The sequence below is a fragment of the Roseateles chitinivorans genome (assembly GCF_002761755.1).
Taxonomy (GTDB): Bacteria; Pseudomonadota; Gammaproteobacteria; order Burkholderiales; family Burkholderiaceae_C; genus Roseateles; species Roseateles chitinivorans.
Window position 1 is genome coordinate 20,430 of sequence record NZ_PEOG01000041.1, and the last position, 22,077, is coordinate 42,506.

The 22,077-nt window shown below is 69.1% G+C and carries 15 protein-coding genes; 10 read left to right on the forward strand and 5 right to left on the reverse strand.

Translation table 11 applies throughout. From position 1 onward, the window contains the following. Positions 1-311: 311 nt before the first annotated feature. Entirely contained in the window at positions 312-1,001 is a 690-nt protein-coding gene (locus tag CS062_RS15515) for a riboflavin synthase subunit alpha (protein WP_099862508.1), read from the reverse strand. A 13-nt stretch (positions 1,002-1,014) separates the two neighbouring features. Continuing rightward, a complete protein-coding gene (locus CS062_RS15520) occupies positions 1,015-1,368 on the reverse strand; it encodes an ArsC family reductase (RefSeq protein ID WP_099862509.1) in 354 nt (117 codons plus the stop codon). 58 nt (positions 1,369-1,426) lie between these two features. Here CS062_RS15520 and aat point away from each other — a divergent pair, with 58 nt between their 5' ends. From aat to CS062_RS15545, 5 genes are all read left to right on the forward strand, one after another. Further along, positions 1,427-2,239 carry a leucyl/phenylalanyl-tRNA--protein transferase gene (gene aat, locus CS062_RS15525; RefSeq protein ID WP_099862523.1) on the forward strand — a complete coding sequence of 271 codons (813 nt, stop codon included), beginning with the start codon at positions 1,427-1,429 and terminating at the stop codon, positions 2,237-2,239. Positions 2,240-2,241: 2 nt separating this feature from the next. Next, positions 2,242-2,967: an arginyltransferase gene (locus tag CS062_RS15530; RefSeq protein WP_099862510.1), complete on the forward strand. Its 726-nt coding sequence runs from the start codon at positions 2,242-2,244 to the stop codon at positions 2,965-2,967. Positions 2,968-3,527: 560 nt separating this feature from the next. Beyond that, complete coding sequence (locus CS062_RS15535; protein ID WP_099862511.1) at positions 3,528-6,134, forward strand: chitinase C-terminal domain-containing protein; 2,607 nt, start codon at positions 3,528-3,530, stop codon at positions 6,132-6,134. A gap of 44 nt (positions 6,135-6,178) precedes the next feature. Next, a complete protein-coding gene (locus CS062_RS15540) occupies positions 6,179-8,218 on the forward strand; it encodes a glycosyl hydrolase family 18 protein (RefSeq protein ID WP_199174255.1) in 2,040 nt (679 codons plus the stop codon). A 182-nt stretch (positions 8,219-8,400) separates the two neighbouring features. Further along, a complete protein-coding gene (locus CS062_RS15545) occupies positions 8,401-8,916 on the forward strand; it encodes a hypothetical protein (RefSeq protein WP_099862512.1) in 516 nt (171 codons plus the stop codon). Between the two features lie 63 nt (positions 8,917-8,979). On the opposite strand, the gene CS062_RS15550 is transcribed toward CS062_RS15545, so the two are convergent. From CS062_RS15550 to glgX, 3 genes are all read right to left on the reverse strand, one after another. Further along, positions 8,980-10,182, reverse strand: a complete 1,203-nt coding sequence (locus tag CS062_RS15550) for a cation:proton antiporter (protein WP_099862513.1) — start codon at positions 10,180-10,182, stop codon at positions 8,980-8,982. 152 nt (positions 10,183-10,334) lie between these two features. Next, on the reverse strand, positions 10,335-11,858 hold the full coding sequence (malQ, locus tag CS062_RS15555; RefSeq protein ID WP_099862514.1) for a 4-alpha-glucanotransferase: 1,524 nt from the start codon (positions 11,856-11,858) through the stop codon (positions 10,335-10,337). A 51-nt stretch (positions 11,859-11,909) separates the two neighbouring features. Beyond that, positions 11,910-14,138 (reverse strand): glycogen debranching protein GlgX, encoded by a 2,229-nt coding sequence (glgX, locus tag CS062_RS15560; protein WP_233218081.1) that lies wholly within the window; start codon positions 14,136-14,138, stop codon positions 11,910-11,912. Positions 14,139-14,449: 311 nt separating this feature from the next. Between glgX and CS062_RS15565 the strand changes: the two genes are divergently transcribed. From CS062_RS15565 to CS062_RS15585, 5 genes are all read left to right on the forward strand, one after another. Then, positions 14,450-15,550 carry an ABC transporter ATP-binding protein gene (locus CS062_RS15565; RefSeq protein ID WP_099862515.1) on the forward strand — a complete coding sequence of 367 codons (1,101 nt, stop codon included), beginning with the start codon at positions 14,450-14,452 and terminating at the stop codon, positions 15,548-15,550. Further along, positions 15,547-16,803, forward strand: coding sequence for a maltose/maltodextrin ABC transporter substrate-binding protein MalE (gene malE / locus CS062_RS15570; RefSeq protein ID WP_233218082.1), 1,257 nt, complete (start codon positions 15,547-15,549; stop codon positions 16,801-16,803). The genes CS062_RS15565 and malE overlap by 4 nt, the downstream gene beginning before the upstream one ends. Continuing rightward, on the forward strand, positions 16,800-18,464 hold the full coding sequence (gene malF / locus CS062_RS15575; RefSeq protein ID WP_233218083.1) for a maltose ABC transporter permease MalF: 1,665 nt from the start codon (positions 16,800-16,802) through the stop codon (positions 18,462-18,464). The genes malE and malF overlap by 4 nt, the downstream gene beginning before the upstream one ends. A 10-nt stretch (positions 18,465-18,474) precedes the next feature. Continuing rightward, positions 18,475-19,365: a maltose ABC transporter permease MalG gene (gene malG, locus CS062_RS15580; RefSeq protein ID WP_099862516.1), complete on the forward strand. Its 891-nt coding sequence runs from the start codon at positions 18,475-18,477 to the stop codon at positions 19,363-19,365. A gap of 407 nt (positions 19,366-19,772) precedes the next feature. Further along, the gene (locus CS062_RS15585; RefSeq protein WP_099862517.1) at positions 19,773-22,070 is read left to right on the forward strand and encodes a phosphoesterase; all 2,298 of its coding nucleotides are present in this window, start codon (positions 19,773-19,775) and stop codon (positions 22,068-22,070) included. The last annotated feature ends 7 nt before the right edge of the window (positions 22,071-22,077 follow it).

Below are 22,077 nucleotides of genomic sequence, written 5' to 3' on the forward strand. Positions count from 1 at the left end.
CACGCGCCGGCGTGGATCAGGGACGGCTCCGATCCGCAGCGCGCACGAAACCGCTCGACGGACGGTGTCCGGCAAAGCCTGACCCCGCGAGCGCCAGCATCGGCGCGGGCTGGCGAGGATCGGCGCGATGGCCGATGGCATCGGTGAATGGCGCGCCGGCGCGTCGGCCGGGCCGGCGCGAGGCGTCCGCGTCACGCGGTGAAGTGGGCGCCGCGCGCGGGCGCATCGCGTGGCGCCGATGACTTAGGTCATCTGGTGTTGTAGGGATGGCGAAACAGCGGCGATGGACTATGCGGGGGAACCCGCAGGCCTCATTCCGCGCCGAGGTCCAGGCCCCGCTCCTGGGCGAACAGCCTGAGCGCCGGCATCAGCGCGCCGATCTTCTCGGCCACCGCGTCGCGGATGGTGTCCACCATCACCTGGGTCTGGCGCTCGATCTCGATATGGACCGGCGCGCCCTCGCCCTTGTCGGCGAAGGTCGTCATCCGCAGCGTCTCGGGGATGAGCCAGACCTCGAACCAGCCCGAGCCGTCGGGGTGGCGTCCGGCCTCCGCCACGGTCAGGCTGGCGCCGTTCACCGCGATGTAGCCCTTCGGGAAGATGTAGCGCATCCAGGGCGCGGGCACCGCGATGCGGATCACGTGGTTGTTGGCCGGCTGGCGGATGGACGCGACGGTGGCCATGAAATCGACATGGCCGGAGAGCGGATGGCCGCCGATCTCGGCGCCTTCCTTGGCGGCCCGCTCGACATTGAGCCGGCCGCCGACGTCCAGTTGCCCCAGCGTCGTGAGGTTCAGGCTCTGCAGCATCACGTCGAAATCGGCACGGTGATCGCCGTCGAGCGCGGTGACGGTCAGGCAGACGCCGTCGCAGGCGACCGACGCGCCGATCTCCAGGTCGCGGCAGAAGCCGTCGGGGAAGTCCAGGGTGAAGCTGCGCAGCCCTTCCTTGTCGGTGATCCGGGCGACCTGCGCGATGCCTTGAACGATGCCGGTGAACATGGGGAACCTCCGATCAGCGCGGGGCGTGCGACGCGAACAGCTCGGGCGAGAAGCCCAGGCTCAGTCGACCGTCGTCCCATTCGACGACCGGACGCTTGATCACGCTGGGCTGGGCCGCCATCAGCGCGGCCGCCGATGCCGCGTCGGTGACGCCGGCCTTGGTCGCGTCGTCCAGCTTGCGCCAGGTGGTGCCGGCGCGGTTGAGCACCTTGTCCCAGCCCAGTTCCGCCATCCAGCCCGGCAGCCGCTGCGCGGGCACGCCCTGCTTCTTGTAGTCGTGGAACTGGTAGGCCAGGCCCTGCTCGTCGAGCCAGGCGCGGGCGCGCTTGACGGTGTCGCAGTTGGGGATGCCGTAGAGGGTGATCATGGGAACGAGGGGGACGCGGGAGGTCTTCGACAGAAGCCGGCACGCTACCATGAAGCGGATGATCCCCTGGCTCGACGATGACTCCCTGGACTTCCCGCCGACCCGCCGCGCGCTGGGGCCGCGCAGCGACGCGCCGGGGTTGCTCGCCGCCGGCGGCGACCTGAGGCCGGGACGGCTGCGCGCGGCCTACGCACGCGGCATCTTCCCCTGGTATGGCGAGGGCCAGCCTATCCTCTGGTGGACCACCGACCCGCGCATGGTCCTGCGCACCGCCGACTTCAAGCTCTCGCGCTCGCTGCGCAAGACGCTGGCCCGCTTCATCCGCACGCCCGGCTGCGAGATCCGCGTCGACAGCGCCGCCGCCACCGTGCTCAAGGCCTGCGCCAGCACGCCCCGCGACGGGCAGGACGGCACCTGGATCGTCCCCGAGATGCAGCAGGCCTACCTGCAGCTCGCCCGCGAGGGCACGGTGCACACCGTCGAGACCTGGATGGACGGCGAGCTCGCCGGCGGGCTGTATGGCGTCAACCTCGGCCGCATGTTCTACGGCGAGTCGATGTTCATGCGCAGGACCGACGCCTCGAAGATCGCGCTGGCCGCGCTGGTCTGCCTGTGCCGGGAGTTCGGCATTCCCTGGATCGACTGCCAGCAGCAGACGGCGCACCTCGCGTCGCTCGGTGCGGCACCCGTCACGCGCGAGGCCTTCGAGGCCCATCTGGCCGCCCATGTCGGCCTGCCGGCGCCCGGGGATTGGACCTATCATCCGCGCCTGTGGGCCCACCTGGGCCTCGGCGACGCCGACCGCGCGGACGCCGGCTCCCCGCCGATCCCCTCCCCGCAAGACTCGCGCGCAACGTCCGACAGGCCCTGACCGTGACGCATCCCAAGGAACTCCCGCTGGCCGAGCTGCAGTTCTATGCGACCGCGCCCTACCCCTGCAGCTACCTGAGCGACCGCCAGGCCCGCTCGCAGGTCGCCACGCCCAGCCACCTGATCCACGCCGACGCCTACTCCAGCCTGGTGGCCGCCGGCTTCCGGCGCAGCGGCATGTTCACTTACCGGCCCTACTGCGATGGCTGCAAGGCCTGCGTGCCGATGCGCATCCCGGTGGCGGACTTCCATCCCAATCGCAGCCAGCGCCGCGCCTGGGCGCAGCATCAGCACCTGCAGGCGCGCGTCATGCGGCTCGGCTACAGCGACGAGCATTACCAGCTCTACCTGCGCTACCAGGCCGGCCGGCACAGCGGCGGCGGCATGGACCACGACAGCGTCGACCAATACACCCAGTTCCTGCTGCAGAGCCGCGTCAACTCGCGGCTGGTGGAATTCCGCGAGCCGGCTGGCGCGCTGAAGATGGTGTCCATCCTGGACATCCTGGGCGACGGGCTGTCGGCGGTCTACACCTTCTACGAGCCGGAGCCCGGCGTCAGCTACGGCACCTACAACGTGCTGTGGCAACTGCGCCAGACCCGCGACCTGAGCCTGCCTCACCTCTACCTGGGCTACTGGATCGCGCAGAGCGACAAGATGGCCTACAAGGCCCGCTTCCTGCCGCACGAGCTGCTGCGCGAAGGGCAGTGGCAGCGCGTCGAGCGCTGACCCCGTCCGGCCCGGGAGGGCTCCGGCAAAAATTGGTCCCACACTGGTTTTCCCAGCGACTTCGTTCTGCGGCACCGGTTTTCCCTTCTCGTCCGGGAAAATGACGCCACGGCCCCGTTTCGACGACATCATTACGACAAGTTACCCAGACCTCAAGGGTTAACCTGAATGATTCGGATGCGAGTGGTATCTACATTGCATACCACTATGAGATCAGCAGCGGTATCGATCTCCTGGACGCCGCGGACGCCAGTCGCCCGCGGACTGCACGTCGAACGCGAGGAGTGACTTCCATGCCTGCACGCGCCTTCCCCCGCCCCGCTGACCGCGTCGTCGTCCCGGCGGCGCCGATCCCGCGCCCTTCTGCCCCCGAGTGGCCGGCCTGAGGCCGGTCGCCGGCGGTCGCGCCCGAGCGACCGCCGCCTTCGCCGGTTGAACCGACCGGCGCCTTTTCTCCGAGTCCGACCGTATCCGCCGCGCTGCCTCCGCAGTCGCCCGGCGCGGCGGCGCTCATCCCTGCAGTTCCCGAAGACAACGACAACACCGTTCAGGAGCCCCCGATGAGACTTCATCCCTGTGCCCGTCCCCACCCGCTGCTGCCCTGGCTGATGCCGGTGGCGCTGGCCTTCGCCGGCAGTTCCGCGATGGCCTACGACTGCACCGGCGTCGCGGACTGGAACGCGGCCACCGCCTACGGCGGCAACGCGATCGTCAAGCAGAACAACACCGCCTACCAGGCCAAGTGGTGGACGCAGAACAATCCGCCGGCGAGCAATTCCGGCCAGTGGGACGTGTGGAAGGTGCTCGGCACCTGTGACGGCGGCGGAGGCGGCACGAACAAGCCGCCCACCGTGGCGCTGACCGCGCCGACGGCCGGTACCTCGCCCACCGCCGGCGACACGGTGACGCTCGCCGCGACCGCCGCGGACAGCGACGGCACCGTCGCCAAGGTCGGCTTCTACGTCAATGGCGCGCTGGTCGCCGAGGACAGCACCGCGCCCTTCAGCATCGGCTGGACCGCGCGCGCCGGCATCGCCGACATCACCGCCCGCGCCACCGACGACAAGGGCGCCACCACCGAGAGCGCCGCCGTGCGCATCAGCGTGCAGGGCCAGGTCACCGGCGACGAGCGCTGCCGGCCCGAGGGCCTGGTCACCACGCCCGGCACCGCGCCCGCCTACTGCAAGGTCTACGACGACCAGGGCCGCGAGAAGATGGGCGCCGACAAGCCGCGCCGCATCATCGGCTACTTCACCAGCTGGCGCACCGGCAAGACCGGCCAGCCGGCGTTCCTCGCGCACCAGATCCCCTGGGCGCAGGTCACGCACATCAACTACGCGTTCGCGCACGTGGACGCGGCCAACAAGCTGTCCATCGGCAACACCGCCGATGCCGCCAATCCCGCCACCGGCCTGACCTGGCCCGGCATCGCCGGCGCGGAGATGGACCCGGCCTATCCCTACAAGGGCCACTTCAACCTGCTGAACAAGCTCAAGAAGCAGTACCCGAACGTCAAGACGCTGATCTCGGTCGGCGGCTGGGCGGAGACGACCGGCTTCTACACGATGACCACCAACGCCGACGGCTCGACCAACACCGCCGGCATCAACGCCTTCGCGGACTCGGCCGTGGCCTTCCTGCGCCAGTACGGCTTCGATGGGGTCGACATCGACTACGAGTACCCGACCAGCATGAACAACGCCGGCAACCCGGTGGACTTCGCCATCAGCAACGCCCGCCGCGGCGCGCTGATGAAGAACTACGTGGTGCTGATGCGCACGCTGCGCGCCAAGCTGGACGCGGCCAGCCAGGCCGACGCGCGCCACTACCTGCTCACGATCGCGGCGCCCTCCTCCGGCTACCTGCTGCGCGGGATGGAAGCCTTCCAGGTCACCCAGTACCTGGACTACGTGAACATCATGAGCTACGACCTGCACGGCGCCTGGAACCAGTTCGTCGGCCCCAACGCGGCGCTGTACGACGACGGCCGCGATGCCGAGCTCACCGCCTGGAACTACTACTCGAGCAGCCAGTACGCCCGCATCGGCTACCTCAACACCGACTGGGCCTACCACTACTTCCGCGGCGCGATGCCGGCCGGCCGCATCAACATCGGCGTGCCGTACTACACCCGCGGCTGGCAGGGCGTGACCGGCGGCACCAACGGCCTGTGGGGCCAGGCCGCCCTGCCCGACCAGAGCAAGTGCCCGGCCGGCACCGGCGGCGGCACGGTGCAGAAGTGCGGCAACGGCGCGGTGGGCATCGACAACCTGTGGCACGACCTGGACGTCTCCAGCAAGGAAGTCCCGGCCGGCTCCAACCCGATGTGGCATGCGATGAACCTCGCCTCCGGCCGCCCGGGCAGCTACCTCGCCGCCTATGGCCTGAACCCGGCGACGAATCCGGCCGACCGGCTCACCGGCAGCTACGTTCGCCACTACGACGCGACGCTGGTGGCGCCCTGGCTGTGGAACGCGCAGAAGCAGGTCTTCATCAGCACCGAGGACGAACAGTCCCTGGGCGTCAAGGCGCAGTACATCGCCGATCGCGGCATCGGCGGCGTGATGTTCTGGGAGTTCGCCGGCGACTACGCCTTCGACACCGCCCGCAACGAGTACTTCATCGGCAACACGCTGACCAGCACGCTCTACAACAAGCTGAAGACGGCCGGCGCCTACGGCAACCGGCTGACCTCGGCGAGCCTGCCCGCGGACACGCTGGATATCGGCTACGCGCTGGGCGGCTTCGCGCTGGGCGACAGCAACTACCCGATCACGCCCAAGCTCACCCTGACCAACAACAGCACGACCACGCTGCCCGGCGGCACCGAGTTCCAGTTCGACGTCCCCACCGCGATCCCGTCGACGGTGACCGACCAGAGCGGCTTCGGCCTGACGGTGATCGCCAACGGCTCGAACGCCGCCGGCCACAACGTCGGTGGCCTGAAGAACGACTTCCACCGCGCCAGCTTCAAGCTGCCCGGCTGGCAGAGCCTGGCGCCCGGCGCCAGCGTGACGCTGACCATCAACTACTACCTGCCCATGCCCATGCCCAGCAACTGGACGGTCACGTTCGGCGGCCGCAGCTATGCGCTGGCGCAGGAGGCGCGGCGCGGCGCGGTGCCCGCCGCCGCGGCGGTCAAGGCCTCGACCGCCGCCCGCCAGTGATCCCGGAACCTCCCCACCCAACCCCTCGACACCAGGAGCTCGACATGAAGAACCGCATGATCCGCCTCGGCGGCATCGCGCTGGCCGCGGCGATGGCCGCCGGCACCGCCCAGGCCTATGACTGCACCAACGTGCCCGAATGGTCCGCGTCGGCGATCTACACCGGCACGTCCAACAGCTATGCCAAGCAGAACAACATCGCCTACCAGGCGAAGTGGTGGACGCAGAACAACCCGCCGGCGACCAACTCCGGCCAGTGGGACGTCTGGAAATCGCTGGGCGCCTGCGACACCGGCGGCGCCGACACCACGCCGCCGAGCGTCCCGTCCGGCCTGAGCGCCAGCAACATCGGCACCAGCAGCATCACGCTGAGCTGGGCCGCCTCGACCGACGCCGGCAGCGGGGTCAACAACTACGAACTGCTGCGTGGCGGTTCGCTGATCGCGTCGCCCACCGGCACCAGCCACACCGACACCGGGCTGAGCGCCGGCACCGCCTACAGCTACCAGGTGCGCGCCAAGGACAAGGCCGGCAATGTCTCCGCGCTGAGCGCAGCGCTGCTGACCGGCACCGCCAGCGGCAACTGCGCCGCGGCCCCGGCCACGCCGGCCGGGCTGAGCGCGCCGTCCAAGAGCGCCACCAGCGTGAACCTGGCCTGGAACGCCGTCGCCGCGGGCCCGAACTGCACGGTGCAGTACCGCGTCAACCAGGGCGCGACGCAGGTCGCGCAGGGCGCGGCCACCAGCGCCAGCGTCACCAACCTGACGCCCGACACCAGCTACACCTTCACCGTCAGCGCGTTCAACCAGGCGGGCAGCTCGCAGCCGTCGGCGCCGATCACCGTCAAGACCGACACGCAGACGGCCGGCGAGAAGGTGCTGCTGGGCTACTTCGCGCAGTGGGGCATCTACGGCCGCAACTACCACGTCAAGAACATCGACACCAGCGGCTCGGCGGCCAACCTCACCCACATCAACTACGCCTTCGGCAACGTCCGCAACAACCGCTGCGAGGTGGGCAAGGTCATCCCGAGCAATGAGAGCACCGGGGAAGGCGGCGACGCGTTCGCCGACTACAGCAAGGCCTACGGTGCCGACCTGAGCGTGGACGGCAAGGCCGACACCTGGGACCAGCCGCTGCGCGGCAGCTGGAACCAGCTCAAGAAGCTCAAGGCCAAGTACCCGAAGCTGAAGGTGCTGATCTCGCTGGGCGGCTGGACCTGGTCGCGCGGCTTCTCGAGCGCGGCCCGTCCGGAGAACCGGGTGGCCTTCGTGCAGAGCTGCGTGGACGCCTACATCAAGGGCAACCTGCCGGTGAGCGACGGTGCGGGCGGCCCGGGCGCGGCGCTGGGCGTGTTCGACGGCATCGACCTGGACTGGGAGTACCCGAACGCCTGCGGCCTGGCCTGCGGCGCGGCCGAGGACCGGGAGAACTTCACCGCGCTGCTGGCGGAGTTCCGCAAGCAGCTCGACGCGGTCAAGCCGGGCCTGCTGCTGACGATCGCTTCCGGCGCCGGGGTGGACAAGGTCCGCGCCTACGACCCGGACAAGGTGCACCCCTACCTGGACTTCATCAACGTGATGACCTACGACTTCCATGGCGGCTGGGACACGATCACCGGCTTCCATTCGCCGCTGTACGCGCCGGCGAACGATCCGTCGACCGGCGATGTGCGCAAATACAACACCAACGACGCGATGCAGGCCTTCCTCGACAAGGGCGTGCCGGCGAAGAAGCTCAACGTGGGCATCGGCTTCTACGGCCGCGGCTGGACCAATGTCCCGAACGTCAACAACGGCCTGTTCCAGACCGGCACGCCGGCCCCGGGCACCTACGAGGCGGGCAACGAGGACTACAAGGTCCTGAAGAACCTGCAGGGCTACACCAGCCGGATCGACGACGTCAGCAAGGCCCAGTGGATCTACAACGGCACGACCTTCTGGAGCTTCGACACCCCGGCGACGATCGCCACCAAGATGGCCTATGTGAAGTCCAAGGGCTTCGGCGGCGCCTTCTTCTGGGAGTTCTCCGGCGACGATCCGACCGCCTCGCTGTCCAAGGCGATGGGCGCCGGCCTGAAGTGATCCGCGGCGGCTGAAGCCGCCCGGTCGACCCTCATGACGCCCCCGCGCGGTCCGCCGCCCGGGGGCGTCCTTCATCCTGCCAACGGATGGCAGCACCCCCCAAGACCCTGCCTTGAACACTGTATGTGCATACAGTATTCTCCTTCCTCCCCAATGCAAGCGCCCGAGTGGAAGGAACCGTCATGCGACGCTATGAAGTCATCCTGGAGAGAGTCATGGTCCCGTACCACGAGCGCGAGCTCGCGCGGGTGATCGCGTCGCAGGTGCTGGATGCGCGGCTCGGCGGGCCGGCAGGCGTCGTGGACGCCTTCCAGGCCGCGCAGGCGGTGACCGGCGGCGACCCGCGCTGGCCGGTGCCCGAGACCGCGAGCCGGTCCGACGTGGCCGCCGTCAAGCGCTGGCGCCGCGCGACCGAGGCGGCCCTGGACGCGGTCGAGCGCGGCTTCGCCCATGTGTTCGTCGGCATGTCGGAGCAGGAGATCGAGCTGGCGCGCGCCGACGAGTTCCTGACCATCGTCCCCACCAGCAACGACCTGCCGCTGCCGGCGCGGCTGCTGTCGGAGGCGCGCGTCGGGCTGCCCTGGTCGGCGACCGCGGCGGTCGTCGTCAGCGCGGCGGCACAGGCCGCGCTGGTGGCGCCGGCCGCGCTGATCGCGCAGGCACCGGTGATGGCGCACGCCGCCGCCTTCGCGCGCTGAACATGCCGCGCACGGGCCTGCCCTTCAACACGGGGAACGGACCGAGGCCGCCTGCGCCGCCGGTCAGCTCGCGCGCAGCACCAGTTCCTTGATCCGTGCGAGGCGCGGCGCCACGATCGGCACCGTCAGCATCGTCGAGCCGACCGCCATCAGCAGCAGCGCGGTGAAGGTCTCGCTGGTGATGATCTGTTTGTCCAGCAGCACGTTGGCGAAGATGATCATGATCAGCGCCTTGGTCTGCAGCAGCCAGCCGATGATGCCGGCCTCGCCGGGCGCCCAGCGCAGGATCCGGCCGGCCAGATGGGTGCCCAGCAGCTTGCCGCTCACCGAGGCCGCGAGCAGCAGCCCGGCCGCGGCGAACACCGCCCCGCCCTGCATCCCCCATTGGGTGCGCAAGCCGGTGCTGAGGAAGAAGACCGGCATGACGACCAGCAGCACATGGTGGCGCAGCGCGTCCATCTGCGACTGCTCGAACCAGTCCGCGTCCATCACGACCCCGGCCAGGAAGGCGCCGACCATGAAGTGCAGGCCGGACCAGTCGGCGCCGAAGGCCGCCACGGCCAGCCAGATCAAACCGACGTACCAGCGGTCGCGCGCCGGGATCGCCCGCATCAGGCGACGGAACAGCACCGTCGCCACGGCGAAGAGCGCCAGGAAGATCACCTGCTTGCTCACCCGCGACCAGTCCATCAGGATCACCGCCAGCACGCCCCAGATCAGGATGTCGTCCAGGCTGGCGTAGCGCAGGATGCGCTGGCCGATCGGCTGGCGCAGGATCTCGAGCTTCTCCATCAGCAGGATCAAGATGGGCAGCGCGGTCACCGCGCAGGACATGCCCACGCCGACGATGAACTGCCAGGTCAGCGCACGAGGCCCCATCCACTGCGTGCCCATGCCCAGCAGCAGCGCGGCAGCCACGGCGCCCAGCGCCATCGGCACGCCGAGCGCCAGACCGGCCGTGATGCCGCTTTCGACCCGGTGCGCCCAGGCCTTCTTGAGGTCGAGCTCGATGCCGGCGATCCACACGAACAGCATCACCGCCCACCATGCGACGCCATTGAGCGACTGCACCACCGGGGCGCTGAACACGAACTGGTAGTAGTCGGGAAATGCGCGCCCCAGCACGCCGGGGCCCAGCAGGATGCCGGTGATGATCTGCACCACCACCAGCGGCGCGAAATAGTCCGTCCCGCCCAGCCGCCACACCAGGTAGGGGACGGTGAAGATGATCGCCATCGCGATCAGGAAGATCTCGGTCGTGCTCATCGGCGGCTCCTGGCGTCCTCGCGCGCTGTCCGCCGTCCGGTGCGCAGGACCGGGCAGTCGATGACAACGTTGTCCCGTGCGATTCCGATCCTAGGGCGCGAGCCCCGGGATCACCGCCGTGGTTTCCCCAATGAAAGCGGTTTCAGATCATTTCACTCGGGCAGCCGGGCGCCGGCAATCGGGGATCTCCCGCTGGTCGCCGAGATCTGCGCCAGCAGGCGGCCCGGCTCGGCGCCCACCATGTCCCAGGTGAAGCGCCATTCCCAGTTGCCGCCGAGGGTGCCGGGAATGTTCATGCGATGGGCGCTGTCCAGGCCCAGCACGTCCTGCAGCGGATAGACCGCCACATTGGCCACCGAGTTGGCGCAGGCGCGGATCATGGCCCAGTGGATGTCGTGATCGCCGGCCGGGAGGTAGGCGGCGGCATAGGCGCGCTCATGGGCGCTGGCCTGGTTCCACCAGCCGCGCACCGTGTCGTTGTCGTGCGTCCCGGTGTAGCAGACGGCCGCACGCGGCCAGTTGTGCGGCAGGAACTCGTGACCGCCGTCGCCGCCGAAGCCGAACTGCAGGATCTTCATGCCCGGGTAGTTCAACGCGTCGCGCAGCTCGTGCACGTCCGGCGTGATGAAGCCCAGGTCCTCCGCGACGATGGGCAGCTCGCCGAGCGACCTGGCGATCGCATCGAACAACGCCTTGCCCGGACCGGTCTTCCAGACGCCGCGGGTGGCGTCCGGGCTGTCGGCCGGGATCTCGTAATAGGCCGCGAAGCCGCGGAAGTGGTCGATGCGGAAGACATCGGCCGAACTCAGCATGCGCTTGACGCGTGCGGTCCACCAGGCGAAGTGCTCGTGGGCCATCCTGTCCCAGCGGTACATCGGATTGCCCCAGCGTTGGCCGGTGACCGACATCGCATCCGGCGGCACGCCGGCCACCACCGTGGGCTGGAAATGCTCGTCCAGCTCGTACAGGTCGGGGCGCGCCCAGCAGTCGGCGCTGTCGTGCGCGACGAAGATCGGCAGGTCGCCCATGATGTGGACGCCGCGCTCGTTGGCATAGGCCTTGAGCGCGCCGACCTGCGTGTCGAAACACCATTGCACGAACTGCCAGAAGCCGACCTCCTCCGCATACTGCTCGCGCGCCGCCGCCAACGCGTGCGGCTCGCGGGCCGCCAGGTCGCGCGGCCATTCCCACCACGGCTGACCGCCGCGCGACGAGCGGGTCGCCATGAACAGCGCGTAGTCGTCCAGCCAGTCGCGCTGGGAGGCGCACCACCCTTCGTAGGCGGCGCGGTCCTCGGCCGACGCCCGCGCGAAGAAGCCCGCCGCGGCCGCGCGCAGCTGCTGCTCGCGCCAGGGCAGCACACGGCCGTAGTCGACACGGCGGTCGTCGAAGCCACCCTCCGGCGCCGCCGGCTGCGCCAGCCAGCCGCGCGCGACCAGCGGCTCCAGCGCCACCATCCACGGGCTGCCCGCGAATGCGGAGACGCCCTGGTACGGGCTCTCGCCCGGACCGATCGGCGTGCTCGGCAGCCACTGCCAGATCGACTGCCCCGCCGATTGCAGCCAGTCGACGAAGCGATAGGCCTCGGGACCGAAGTCGCCGACACCATTCGGGCCGGGCAGCGAGGTGATGTGCAGCAGGACGCCGGACTGGCGTTGATGAAGGTCGATCGTCATGGTGTCGTGTCGCTCGGGAAAGTGTTCCTGGAATGATTCGGGGTCGGTGTTCTATTGGGACGCCGGCACGCCATTCGTTGGTGGCCGCCCCCACAACATCAGCGCGCGGGCCGGCACGGTCACGCGATCTTCGCCGCGAAGGCCGGGCGCCGTCTCGCCGCTGCTGTCCAGCAGCGCGATCCAACCGTCATCGTCGCCATCGACGTCGACGGCCTCCGGCAGCCGGAAATGCATCGGGGTGGCGTCCGGATTGACCATCAGCAGCAGTCGATCGTCCCCATCGCTCAGCATCGCCGCCAGCGCCGTCCGGCCATCGGTTCGCCAGTCCTGCTCGCGCATCTCATGGCCGGCCGGGTCGAACCAGCGCAGCCTCGGCTGGCCCGGTGCTTCGTTGTCCCGGCCGCCGTCGTGCCCATCGCCTTCCGGCGACGCGAACCACCGGGCGTGGCGCAGCAGCGCATGATCGCGACGCAGCCGCGTCAGCTCGGCGGTGTAGGCGATCAGCGAGTCATCGGCCGCGGGCCAGTCCAGCCAGCCGATCGGATTGTCCTGACAGTAGGCGTTGTTGTTGCCGCCCTGCCCGTTGCCGAACTCGTCGCCCGAGTACAGCATCGGCGTCCCCTGCGAAAGCAGCAGCGTCGCCAGCATCGCGCGGCGGGCACGTTCGCGGGTGTCGCGGATCGCGGGATCGTCGGTGGGACCTTCCACGCCGAAGTTGCCGCACAGCTCGCCGTCGCGACCGTCGCGGTTGTCCTCGCCATTGGCCTGGTTGTGCTTGCGCGAGTAGCTGACGAGGTCGGCCAGCGTGTAGCCGTCGTGCACCGCCAGGAAGTTGATCGAGGCCAGCGGCGAGCGCGCGCCGCCGCCATTCGTCGGTCGCGCCGGATCGAAGATGTCGCCGGACGCGCTGAAGCGCCGCGCGAATTCGCCGCGGCCGATGCGCCCGCCTTCCGGCCCATGGCCGAGCCAGAAGCCGCGGGCCGCGTCGCGGAACTTGTCGTTCCATTCCATGAAGCGACCCGGGAAGCGGCCGAGCTGGTAGCCCTGAGGTCCCGCATCCCAAGGCTCGGCGATCAGGTGGACCTGCGCCAGCAGCGGATCCTGGCGCAGCGCGGTGTAGAAGGCCGACCGAGGATCGTGGCCCGCGGCCGTGCGACCCAGCACCGGGGCGAGGTCGAAACGGAAGCCGTCGACGCCCATCTCGCCGACCCAGTAGCGCAGCGAGTCCAGCACCAGCTGCGTCACCCGCGGATGCTCGACCTGGACGGTGTTGCCGCAGGCGGTCAGGTTCTCCATCCGCGACGGATCATCGGCCTGCAGCCGGTAGTAGCTCTTCTGGTCCAGCCCGCGCAGCGACAGCGTCGGTCCCCACTCGTTGCCCTCGGGCGTGTGGTTGTAGACCACGTCGAGCACCACCTCCAGGCCGGCCTCGTGCAAGGCATGGACCATGGCGCGGAACTCGGCCACGACGGCGGACGGGTCGTGGCGCACCGCGGCGGAGGCGAGCCGAGGATCCGGCGCGAAAAAGCCCAGCGTGTTGTAGCCCCAGTAGTTGCGCAGGCCGGTGCCGGACAGGTGCGGCTCGTCGACCGCGAACTGCACCGGCAGCAGCGACAGCGTCGTCACGCCCAGGCGCTTGAAGTGGGCGACGGCGACCGGATGCGCGAGCGCGGCGTAGCTGCCGCGCAGCGCCTCGGGAATGCCGGGATGCCGCATCGAGAAGCCCTTCACATGCACCTCGTAGAGCACGACATCGCGCGGCGCGTGCCGCGGTGCGTTGATGCGCGGACCGGGCGCGACCAGCGGCGCCGCCACGCGGGCCTTCAGCGCGGTCGGGCCGTTGTCGCGCTCGTCCAGCGCCAGCGGGCCGTCCGGACGACCGAAGGGATAGCCGTGGTCCTCGGGCAGGTTGCGGAACTCGCCGACGATCTCCCGCGCATAGGGATCGAGCAGCAGCTTGGCGGCGTTGAAGCGATGACCCTCACGGGGCGCATGCGGACCGTGGGCGCGCAGGCCGTAGAGGCGGCCGGGCTCGACACCGGGCAGGAAGCCGGTCCACAGCCCGTCCACCGGCCCCTGCAGCGCATGGCGCGACAGCTCCCGCGTGCCGCTCTCGTCGAACAGGCAGAACTCCACGCGGGTCGCATGGGCGGAGAACACGGCGATGTTGACGCCGCCATCGCGGACGGTGACGCCCAGCGGCTCATGGCGGCCAGGCTCGACCGCGTCGGCCATCGCAGGCAGGCCGGTGCCGGCGGAGAAGGCGGAAGAAGCGCTCATTCGATTCGTCGGAAAGCAGCGGCGCCGACGGAGGCGGTCGCCATGGAGCGAAGTATCCGTCAGACGCCTGCAATTTCTGTAGTTTCACTACATCGGGTTATCCCGATACGCACCGTAAGTTGTTGATTTCAGGTAGGTCACCGCCGAATCTACGGATGAAGCCGCGTTGTGAATCGGAAATCAGCCATGTATATTCTCTACAAACATCGTTCGCTCCATCGCCGCTCTGCGATCACGGACCCCGAACGATCGATCGACACCAACAAGCGAGACAAGCGGCGCCTCCCCCCGGCGCGCGCGGAGGTACCCAAGTGGCGGACGTGAAGCTGCACAGCGTGGTCAAGGCCTATGGCGAGACCAAGATCCTGCATGGCATCGACCTGGAGATCCGGGACGGCGAGTTCATGGTCTTCGTCGGCCCGTCGGGCTGCGGCAAGTCGACGCTGCTGCGCACGATCGCCGGGCTGGAGGACATCACCGGCGGCGAGATGCGCATCGGCGGCCGCCTCGTCAACGACGTGCCGCCCGCCGAGCGCGGCATCGCGATGGTGTTCCAGAGCTACGCGCTCTATCCCCACATGAACCTGTACGACAACATGGCGTTCGGGTTGAAGCTGGCCAAGGTGCCCAAGGACGAGATCGACCGTGCGGTGCGCTACGCCGCCCGCATCCTGCACATCGAGCACCTGCTCGAGCGCAAGCCCAAGGACCTGTCGGGCGGGCAACGCCAGCGCGTGGCCATCGGCCGGGCGATCGTGCGCAAGCCCGAGGTCTTCCTCTTCGACGAGCCGCTGTCCAACCTGGACGCCGCGCTGCGCGTGCGCATGCGCTACGAGTTCGCCAAGCTGCACGAGGACCTGAAGACCACCATGGTCTACGTCACCCACGACCAGGTCGAGGCGATGACGCTGGCGGACCGCATCGTCGTGCTGAGCGCCGGCCGCATCGAGCAGGTCGGCACGCCGCTGGAGCTGTACGAGCATCCGGACAACCTCTTCGTCGCCGGTTTCATCGGCAGCCCGAAGATGAACTTCATCGAGGCCGAGGTGGTCGCCGCCGCGTCCGATCATGCGGCGCTGCGGCTCAGCGATGGCGCGACGATCCGCGCCCATGTCGACGCGTCGCGCGCCTGCGCCGGTGATCGGGTCACGCTGGGCCTGCGGCCGGAGCACTTCGAGGTCGGCGGCGACGCCAACCTGATCTCGAGCACCGTCACCTTCGTCGAGTCTCTGGGCGGCGTCACCCATGCCTACTGCGCCTATCCCGGCGTCGAGGACGCGCTGACCTGCGAATTCGACGGCCGGACCCGTGTCCGCGCCGGCGACACCCTGCAACTGCACCTGCCGCCGGACCTCTGCTATCTCTTCGACGCGCAAGGCCTGGCCTTCAAGCGCCTCGGAGCGGCGGCATGACGGCGACCGCGATGGCGTCGGCCGCGCCGCCGCGCTCCGCGAATCCCGCACGGGCCCTGCGTGCGACGCGGCGCGCGCTGGGCCTGCTCGCGACGGCGCTGCTGCTGGGCGCCGGCGGCACCGCCGCGGCGCAGACCGCGCCCAAGCTGCTGGTCTGGATCAATGGCGACAAGGCCTACAACGGGCTGCAGAAGGTCGGCGACGCCTTCGAGCGCGAGTCCGGCGTGAAGGTCGTCGTCGAGCATCCGGTCGACGCGCCCGAGAAGTACACCCAGGCGGCCGGCGCCGGCAAGGGTCCGGATGTCTTCTGCTGGCCCCACGACCGCGTCGGCGAATGGGCCAAGGCGGGGCTGCTGACGCCGATCCAGCCGCGCAAGCCGCTCTTCGACGAAGTCGAACCCGCGGCCTGGCAGGCCTTCCGCTACCAGGGCCGGCTCTGGGGCTATCCGATCGCGATCGAGACCACCGGGCTGATCTACAACAAGGCGCTGGTGTCGCAACCGCCGGCGACCTGGGACGCGCTGATCGCGCTGGACAAGACGCTGCGCCAGCGCGGCAAGCACGCGATCCTGTGGGACTACAACAAGAGCTTCTTCAGCTGGCCGATGTTCGCCGGCGCCGGCGGCGTGATCTTCGGCCGTGATGCGCAGGGCGACTTCGATCCACGCCAGGTGGCGGTGAACAACGAAGGCGCGCTGGCCGCCGGCCGCATGCTGGAGCGCCTCATCCAGGAGGGCGTGATGCCGCGCGGCGCGCGCTATTCCGAGATGGAATCGAGCTTCGCGCGCGGCGAGATCGCGATGATGATCTCCGGCCCCTGGGCCTGGGAGAACGCGCGCAAGGCCGGCATCGACATCGGTGTCGCGCCGATCCCGGCGGTGATCCCGAGCAAGCCCTCCAAGCCCTTCGTCGGCGTGCTGGGCTGCATGATCTCGGCGCCGTCCCGGCACAAGGACCTCGCGCGCGAGTTCATCGAGCGCCACCTGATGCGGCCCGAGTCGCTCAGGGTGCTCGACGCCGACGTGCCGATCGGCGTGCCGGCCAACAAGGCCTTCTACCAGGCGCTGTCGGTGAACCCGCTGATCCGCGCCAGCATGGAGAACGCCCGCGCCGGCGAGGCCATTCCCAACATCCCCGAGGTGGGCCGCTTCTGGACCGCGATGGACGCGGCGCTGGAAGCCATCACCAACGGCCTGCAAAGCCCCAGGGACGCGCTGGACGGCGCGTCGGGCCGGATGCTGCTCAAGCAATGAACGCCACGACCGCCTCCTCCGCGGCCCTGTCCGCCGCCCTGCCCGGCTCGCCGCTGGCCGAGGCCTACACCCGCCAGCCGCCCGGCATGCTGGAGCGGCTGGGCCGCGCGCTCTACTGGCCGACGATCGCCGTCGTCGCGCTGGCGGCGCTCTACCTCGTGTTCATGCTGTATGCCGCGGGGCTGACCAGTTGGGCGCTCGGCGTGCTGCTGCTGTTCGGCACCGGCTTCGCCGTCTACCTGTCGAAGGCCGGCTTCGCCTACCGCTACCTCTTCCCCGGCGTGGCCGGGATGCTGCTGTTCATCGCCTTCCCGCTCGCGTTCACGACGCAGATCGGCTTCACCAACTACTCCTCGGCCCACCTGCTGAGCCAGGACCGCGTGCGCGAGTTCCTGCTGGACCAGCACGACACGGTGCTGGACGAGGTGCGCGACTACAGCGTGCACGGCGCCGGCAGCGACTTCCGGATCGTGCTGCGCGACCCGGCCAGCGGTGCCGCCCAATTCGTCTCGCCGCCGCTGGCGCTGCGGCAGACCGGCAAGCCGGTGGATGTCGCGATGCAGGCGGTCGGCCCGGCCGACGCGACGCTGGGCACCGCGCTCACGCTGAAGGAACTCGTCGAGCACCGGCTGGCGCTGGCGCAGTTGCGGCTGCGACTGCCGGGCCGGGCCGGCGGCACCGCGGCCACCGGCGGCGTCGGCGAGGCGTCCACGCTGCATTACCTCGGCCTGCGCGAGTTCGGCCCGATCCGCCCTCACTTCGAGGAACAGGCCGATGGCGCGATCCGGCGCGTCGCCGACGGCGCCCTGTTCCGCCCGGACGCACGCACCGGGTACTACGAAGGCCAGGGTGCCGCCGCGGGCACGCACCTGGCGCCTGGCTACAAGGTGATGGTGGGCGCGCAGAACTACCGGCGCATGCTGTTCGACGCCGAGTTCCGCGGCCCCTTCCTGTCGATCTTCGGCTGGACGGTGGTGTTCTCGCTGCTGACCGTGGTCTTCGCCACCGCGATCGGGATGATGCTGGCAGTGCTGCTGAACTGGGAGGACCTGCGCTACCGCACGACCTACCGCACGCTGCTGTTCCTGCCCTACGCCGTCCCCGGCTTCATCTCGATCCTCGTGTTCAAGGGCTTGTTCAACCAGAATTTCGGTGAGATCAACGCGATCCTGGACGCGCTCTTCGGCGTGCGGCCGGCCTGGTTCGCGGACCCCGCGCTGGCTCGCACGATGCTGCTGATCGTCAACGTGTGGCTCGGCTACCCGTACATCATGATCCTGTGCACCGGGCTGCTGAAGGCGATTCCATCGGACCTGTACGAGGCCTCGGCGCTGGCGGGCGCGGGACCGCTGACCAACTTCTTCAAGATCACCGCGCCGCTGATCATCAAGCCGCTGTCGCCGCTGCTGGTGTCGGCCTTCGCATTCAACTTCAACAACTTCGTGCTGATCGCGCTGCTGACCGACGGTCGGCCGGACTACCTGTCGACCAAGATCCCGGCGGGGCAGACCGACATCCTGGTGAGCTACACCTACCGGATCGCGTTCCGGGACTCGGGCACGGACTTCGGTCTGGCGGCGGCGATCTCCACGCTGATCTTCATCCTGGTGGCGGGCATGTCGCTGCTCAACCTGCGCCTGATGCGCAACGCCAACCGCTGAGGAGCATCCCATGGCGATCGTTCGAGGCAAGCAGGCGCGCTGGCGCGTGGTGGCGGCGCATGCGATGTTGTGGGGCTTCCTGGCCGTCACGCTGTTCCCGCTGCTGGCGGTGGTGTCGATCTCGCTGCGGCCGGGCAACTTCGCCACCGGCAGCCTGATCCCGACGTCGATCAGCCTGGAGCACTGGCAGCTGGCGCTGGGCATTCCGTACCAGGCGCCGGACGGCTCGCTGGTACAGCCGCCGTTCCCGGTGCTGACCTGGCTGTGGAACTCGATCAAGGTGGCGACGATCTCGGCGCTGCTGATCGTGGCGATCTCGACGACGGCGGCCTACGGCTTCGCGCGGCTGCGCTTCCCGTTCAAGGGCGGGATCCTCAGCAGCATGCTGCTGCTGCAGATGTTCCCGCCGGTGCTGGCGCTGGTGGCGATCTACGCCATCTTCGAGACCATCGGCACCTTCGTGCCCTGGCTGGGCATCGAGACGCATGCGGGCGTGATCGTGGCCTACCTGGGCGGCGTGGCGACGCACATCTGGACCATCAAGGGCTACTTCGAGACGATCCCGGTCGAGATCGAGGAGAACGCCAAGGTCGACGGCGCGTCGCACTGGCAGGCCTTCCGCCTGGTGCTGCTGCCGATGGCGGTGCCGATCCTGATGGTGGTGTTCGTGCTGGCCTTCATCGGCTGCATCATCGAATACCCGGTCGCCTCGGTGCTGCTGCGCGAGGAATCCAACCTCACGCTGGCGGTCGGCTCGAAGTACTACCTGCACGACCAACGCTTCCTGTGGGGCGACTTCGCCGCCGCGGCGGTGCTCTCGGGCCTGCCGATCACCGCGGTGTTCCTGCTGGCGCAGCGCTGGATCGTGTCCGGGTTGACGGCGGGTGGGGTGAAGGGCTGACCAATTCTCCTCAAGAGGGGGGCCAGGTTCTCGTTCACTGTTCTGGACATCGAACGCGCGTCCTGTCCAGGATGGTGAACATCGCGCCCCACGCGCAGCAGGATCGCAGGCAACGCCCCGCGTGCTCGATCTGGGCTGATACGGGCTGACACAGGGCCTCGGGCCGCGGTCCAACGTGTTTCGCACCCGCCAAGCCCCGTGCGCTCCGCGAGCCATTACGGCCTTGCCCGCCGCTTCACCAAACTTTGCGAAATGCGCCAGGCCCTGTGCCGCCTGGGTCCTCACACGTCCTTGACGCGCGCTGACACGGATCCGTCATGCGCGATTCCTAGAGTGCGCCGCGTTTCGAGCCACCCCCTTCCCGGGCCGCTCGAACCCAGCCATCGCCACCACTCCAGGACGTCCCCATGCGACCCAGCAAATCCACCGCGCTGAACGCCTCGCTCACCCTGATCGCCGCCGCCATCCTGGCCGCCTGCGGTTCCGACAGCGACCGCCCGTCGACGCCGAGCGTCACCCTCAGCGGTGTCGTCACCGCCGCCAGCTTCACGCCGGGCAGCGCCACCGACCCCACCCTGGCGCCCACCTACTACGTCGGCGCCAAGGTCTGCGTCGACGCCGACGGCAACGGCGTCTGCGACGCCAGCGAGCACCCGGTCGTCACCGACGCCCAGGGCCGCTTCTCGCTGACCGTCCCGGCAAACGCCGCGCTGATCGCCGACATCGGCACCGACGCCACCCTCTCCGCCACCGGTGCCAAGGTCGCCAGCCGCGACGTGCTGCGGGCCTCGCTGGACCAGGTCCTCGACCAGGGCGGCCAGGTCGTCATCAGCCCGCTGTCCTCGGAGGTGCAGCGTCTCGTCGAAGCCAACGGCAGCAGCTACGCCATCGAGAAGCAGACCGTGGCCACGCGCATCGGCGTGTCCCTCGACAAGGTGCTGGCCGACGTCAACACCGTCAGCGGCGCCGACCAGGCCGCCATGCTGGCCGAGTCCAAGGCCCTGGACAACCGCTTCACCTACGCGATCACCAAGCTCGACCGCGGCGACCTCTATCCCGATGCGCTCGCCGTCCCCGGCGGCGATCCGCGCCTGGCCGGCGCCGCCAACGTCACCGCCTCGACCGCGCCCGCCGGGACCGACACGCGCGCCAGGATCACCTTCGCGCAGGCGCAGCAGGCAGCCTTCAACCTCGAAGGCATCCCGCGCTACGACCACCTCTTCATCGTGATGCTGGAGAACAAGGCGACGCTGTCGATCAAGGGCTCGCCCTGGGCGCCCAAGATCAATGCGCTGCTGGCCAGCGGCAACCAGCTGACCAGCTACTACGCCACCGGCAACCCGTCCGAACCCAACTACACCGCGCTGGGCGGCGCCGACGACTTCGGCATCACCGACGACAGCCAGTGGAATTGCGACGCCACCGGCGCCAACGCGGTGCAGGACCTGCCCCTGCCCGACAAGACCCAGCCCGGCCTGGCCAGCTCGCCCTTCAACGCCACCTGCACCCAGGCCGCCGCGGTCAATCACAACATCGTCGGCAAACCCAATCTGTTCAACGCGATCACCGCGGCCGGCATGACCTGGCGCACCTACAGCGAGTCGATGAACCCGGGTCAGGACTTCCGCACCGACAGCGTCGCCGATGCCGCCGTCACCGCCGCCGACAACGTCTATGCGCCGGGCACGCTCAACGGCAACACCGTCGCCGTGGGCAACGCCGGCCTGACCCTGCCCATGCCCGCCGGCCTCTACAAGACCAAGCACCACCCCGGCATGGCCTACCAGAACGTGCGCAGCGCGCCGGAGTTCCGGTACAGCAACCGCACCATGGGCGGCGGCCAGTGGGATGCCAACCTCAAGAACAGCAGCGCCTATGCGATGCCGGCCAACTACGACATCGACCAGCTCGGCACCGACCTGGCCAGCGGCAAGGTCGGCACCCTGAACTTCCTGGTGCCCGACCAGTGCGACGACATGCACGGCATCAGCGTCATCGGCAAGCTGGCGGGCGGCGGCACCGCCACCGCCAGCGACTGCGGCAGCGTCGCCAACAACGTGGCGCAGAGCTCGGCCGCCAACATCATCACGCGCGGCGACAACTACGTCGACGCGCTGGTGAAGAAGATCCAGGCCTCGCCGCTGTGGAAGAACCCGGCCAAGCGCGTCGCGATCGTGCTGATGTTCGATGAAGGCAGCGCCACCTCCGGCTTCAACTCCTGCTGCGGCTGGAACGTCTCCAACAGCGCGGTGTCCAAGCCGCTGATCGTCGACCCCAAGACCGGCGTGGTGACGGTGGACGCCAGCATCAACAACTACACCAAGGGCAACCGCGGTCACGGCCAGAGCATCTTCGGCATCCTGACCAACCAGGCGGATGCGCCCAAGGGCGTCTCCGATGGCGATGCCTACAGCCACTTCTCGTTCGTCCGCACCCTGCAGGACATGTTCCAGCTGGCGGACCCGGCGGTGGATGCGTCCTACATGAACCGCTCGAAGTACACCGAGAAGTTCATCGCGGCCAACATCCTCAACCTGCCCGAGTACGCCGGCAGCGCCGACACCCACTTCGATGCGGTGCGCGCCATCAACCACGCCTGGCAGGCACCGGCGAGCTATACGCAGAAGCAGTCGGCCGACGTGAACACGCCGGCGCAGATCGGCCCGGACGCGGTCCAGACCAATGTCTGGGCGCTGAAGAAGTAAGCCCGAC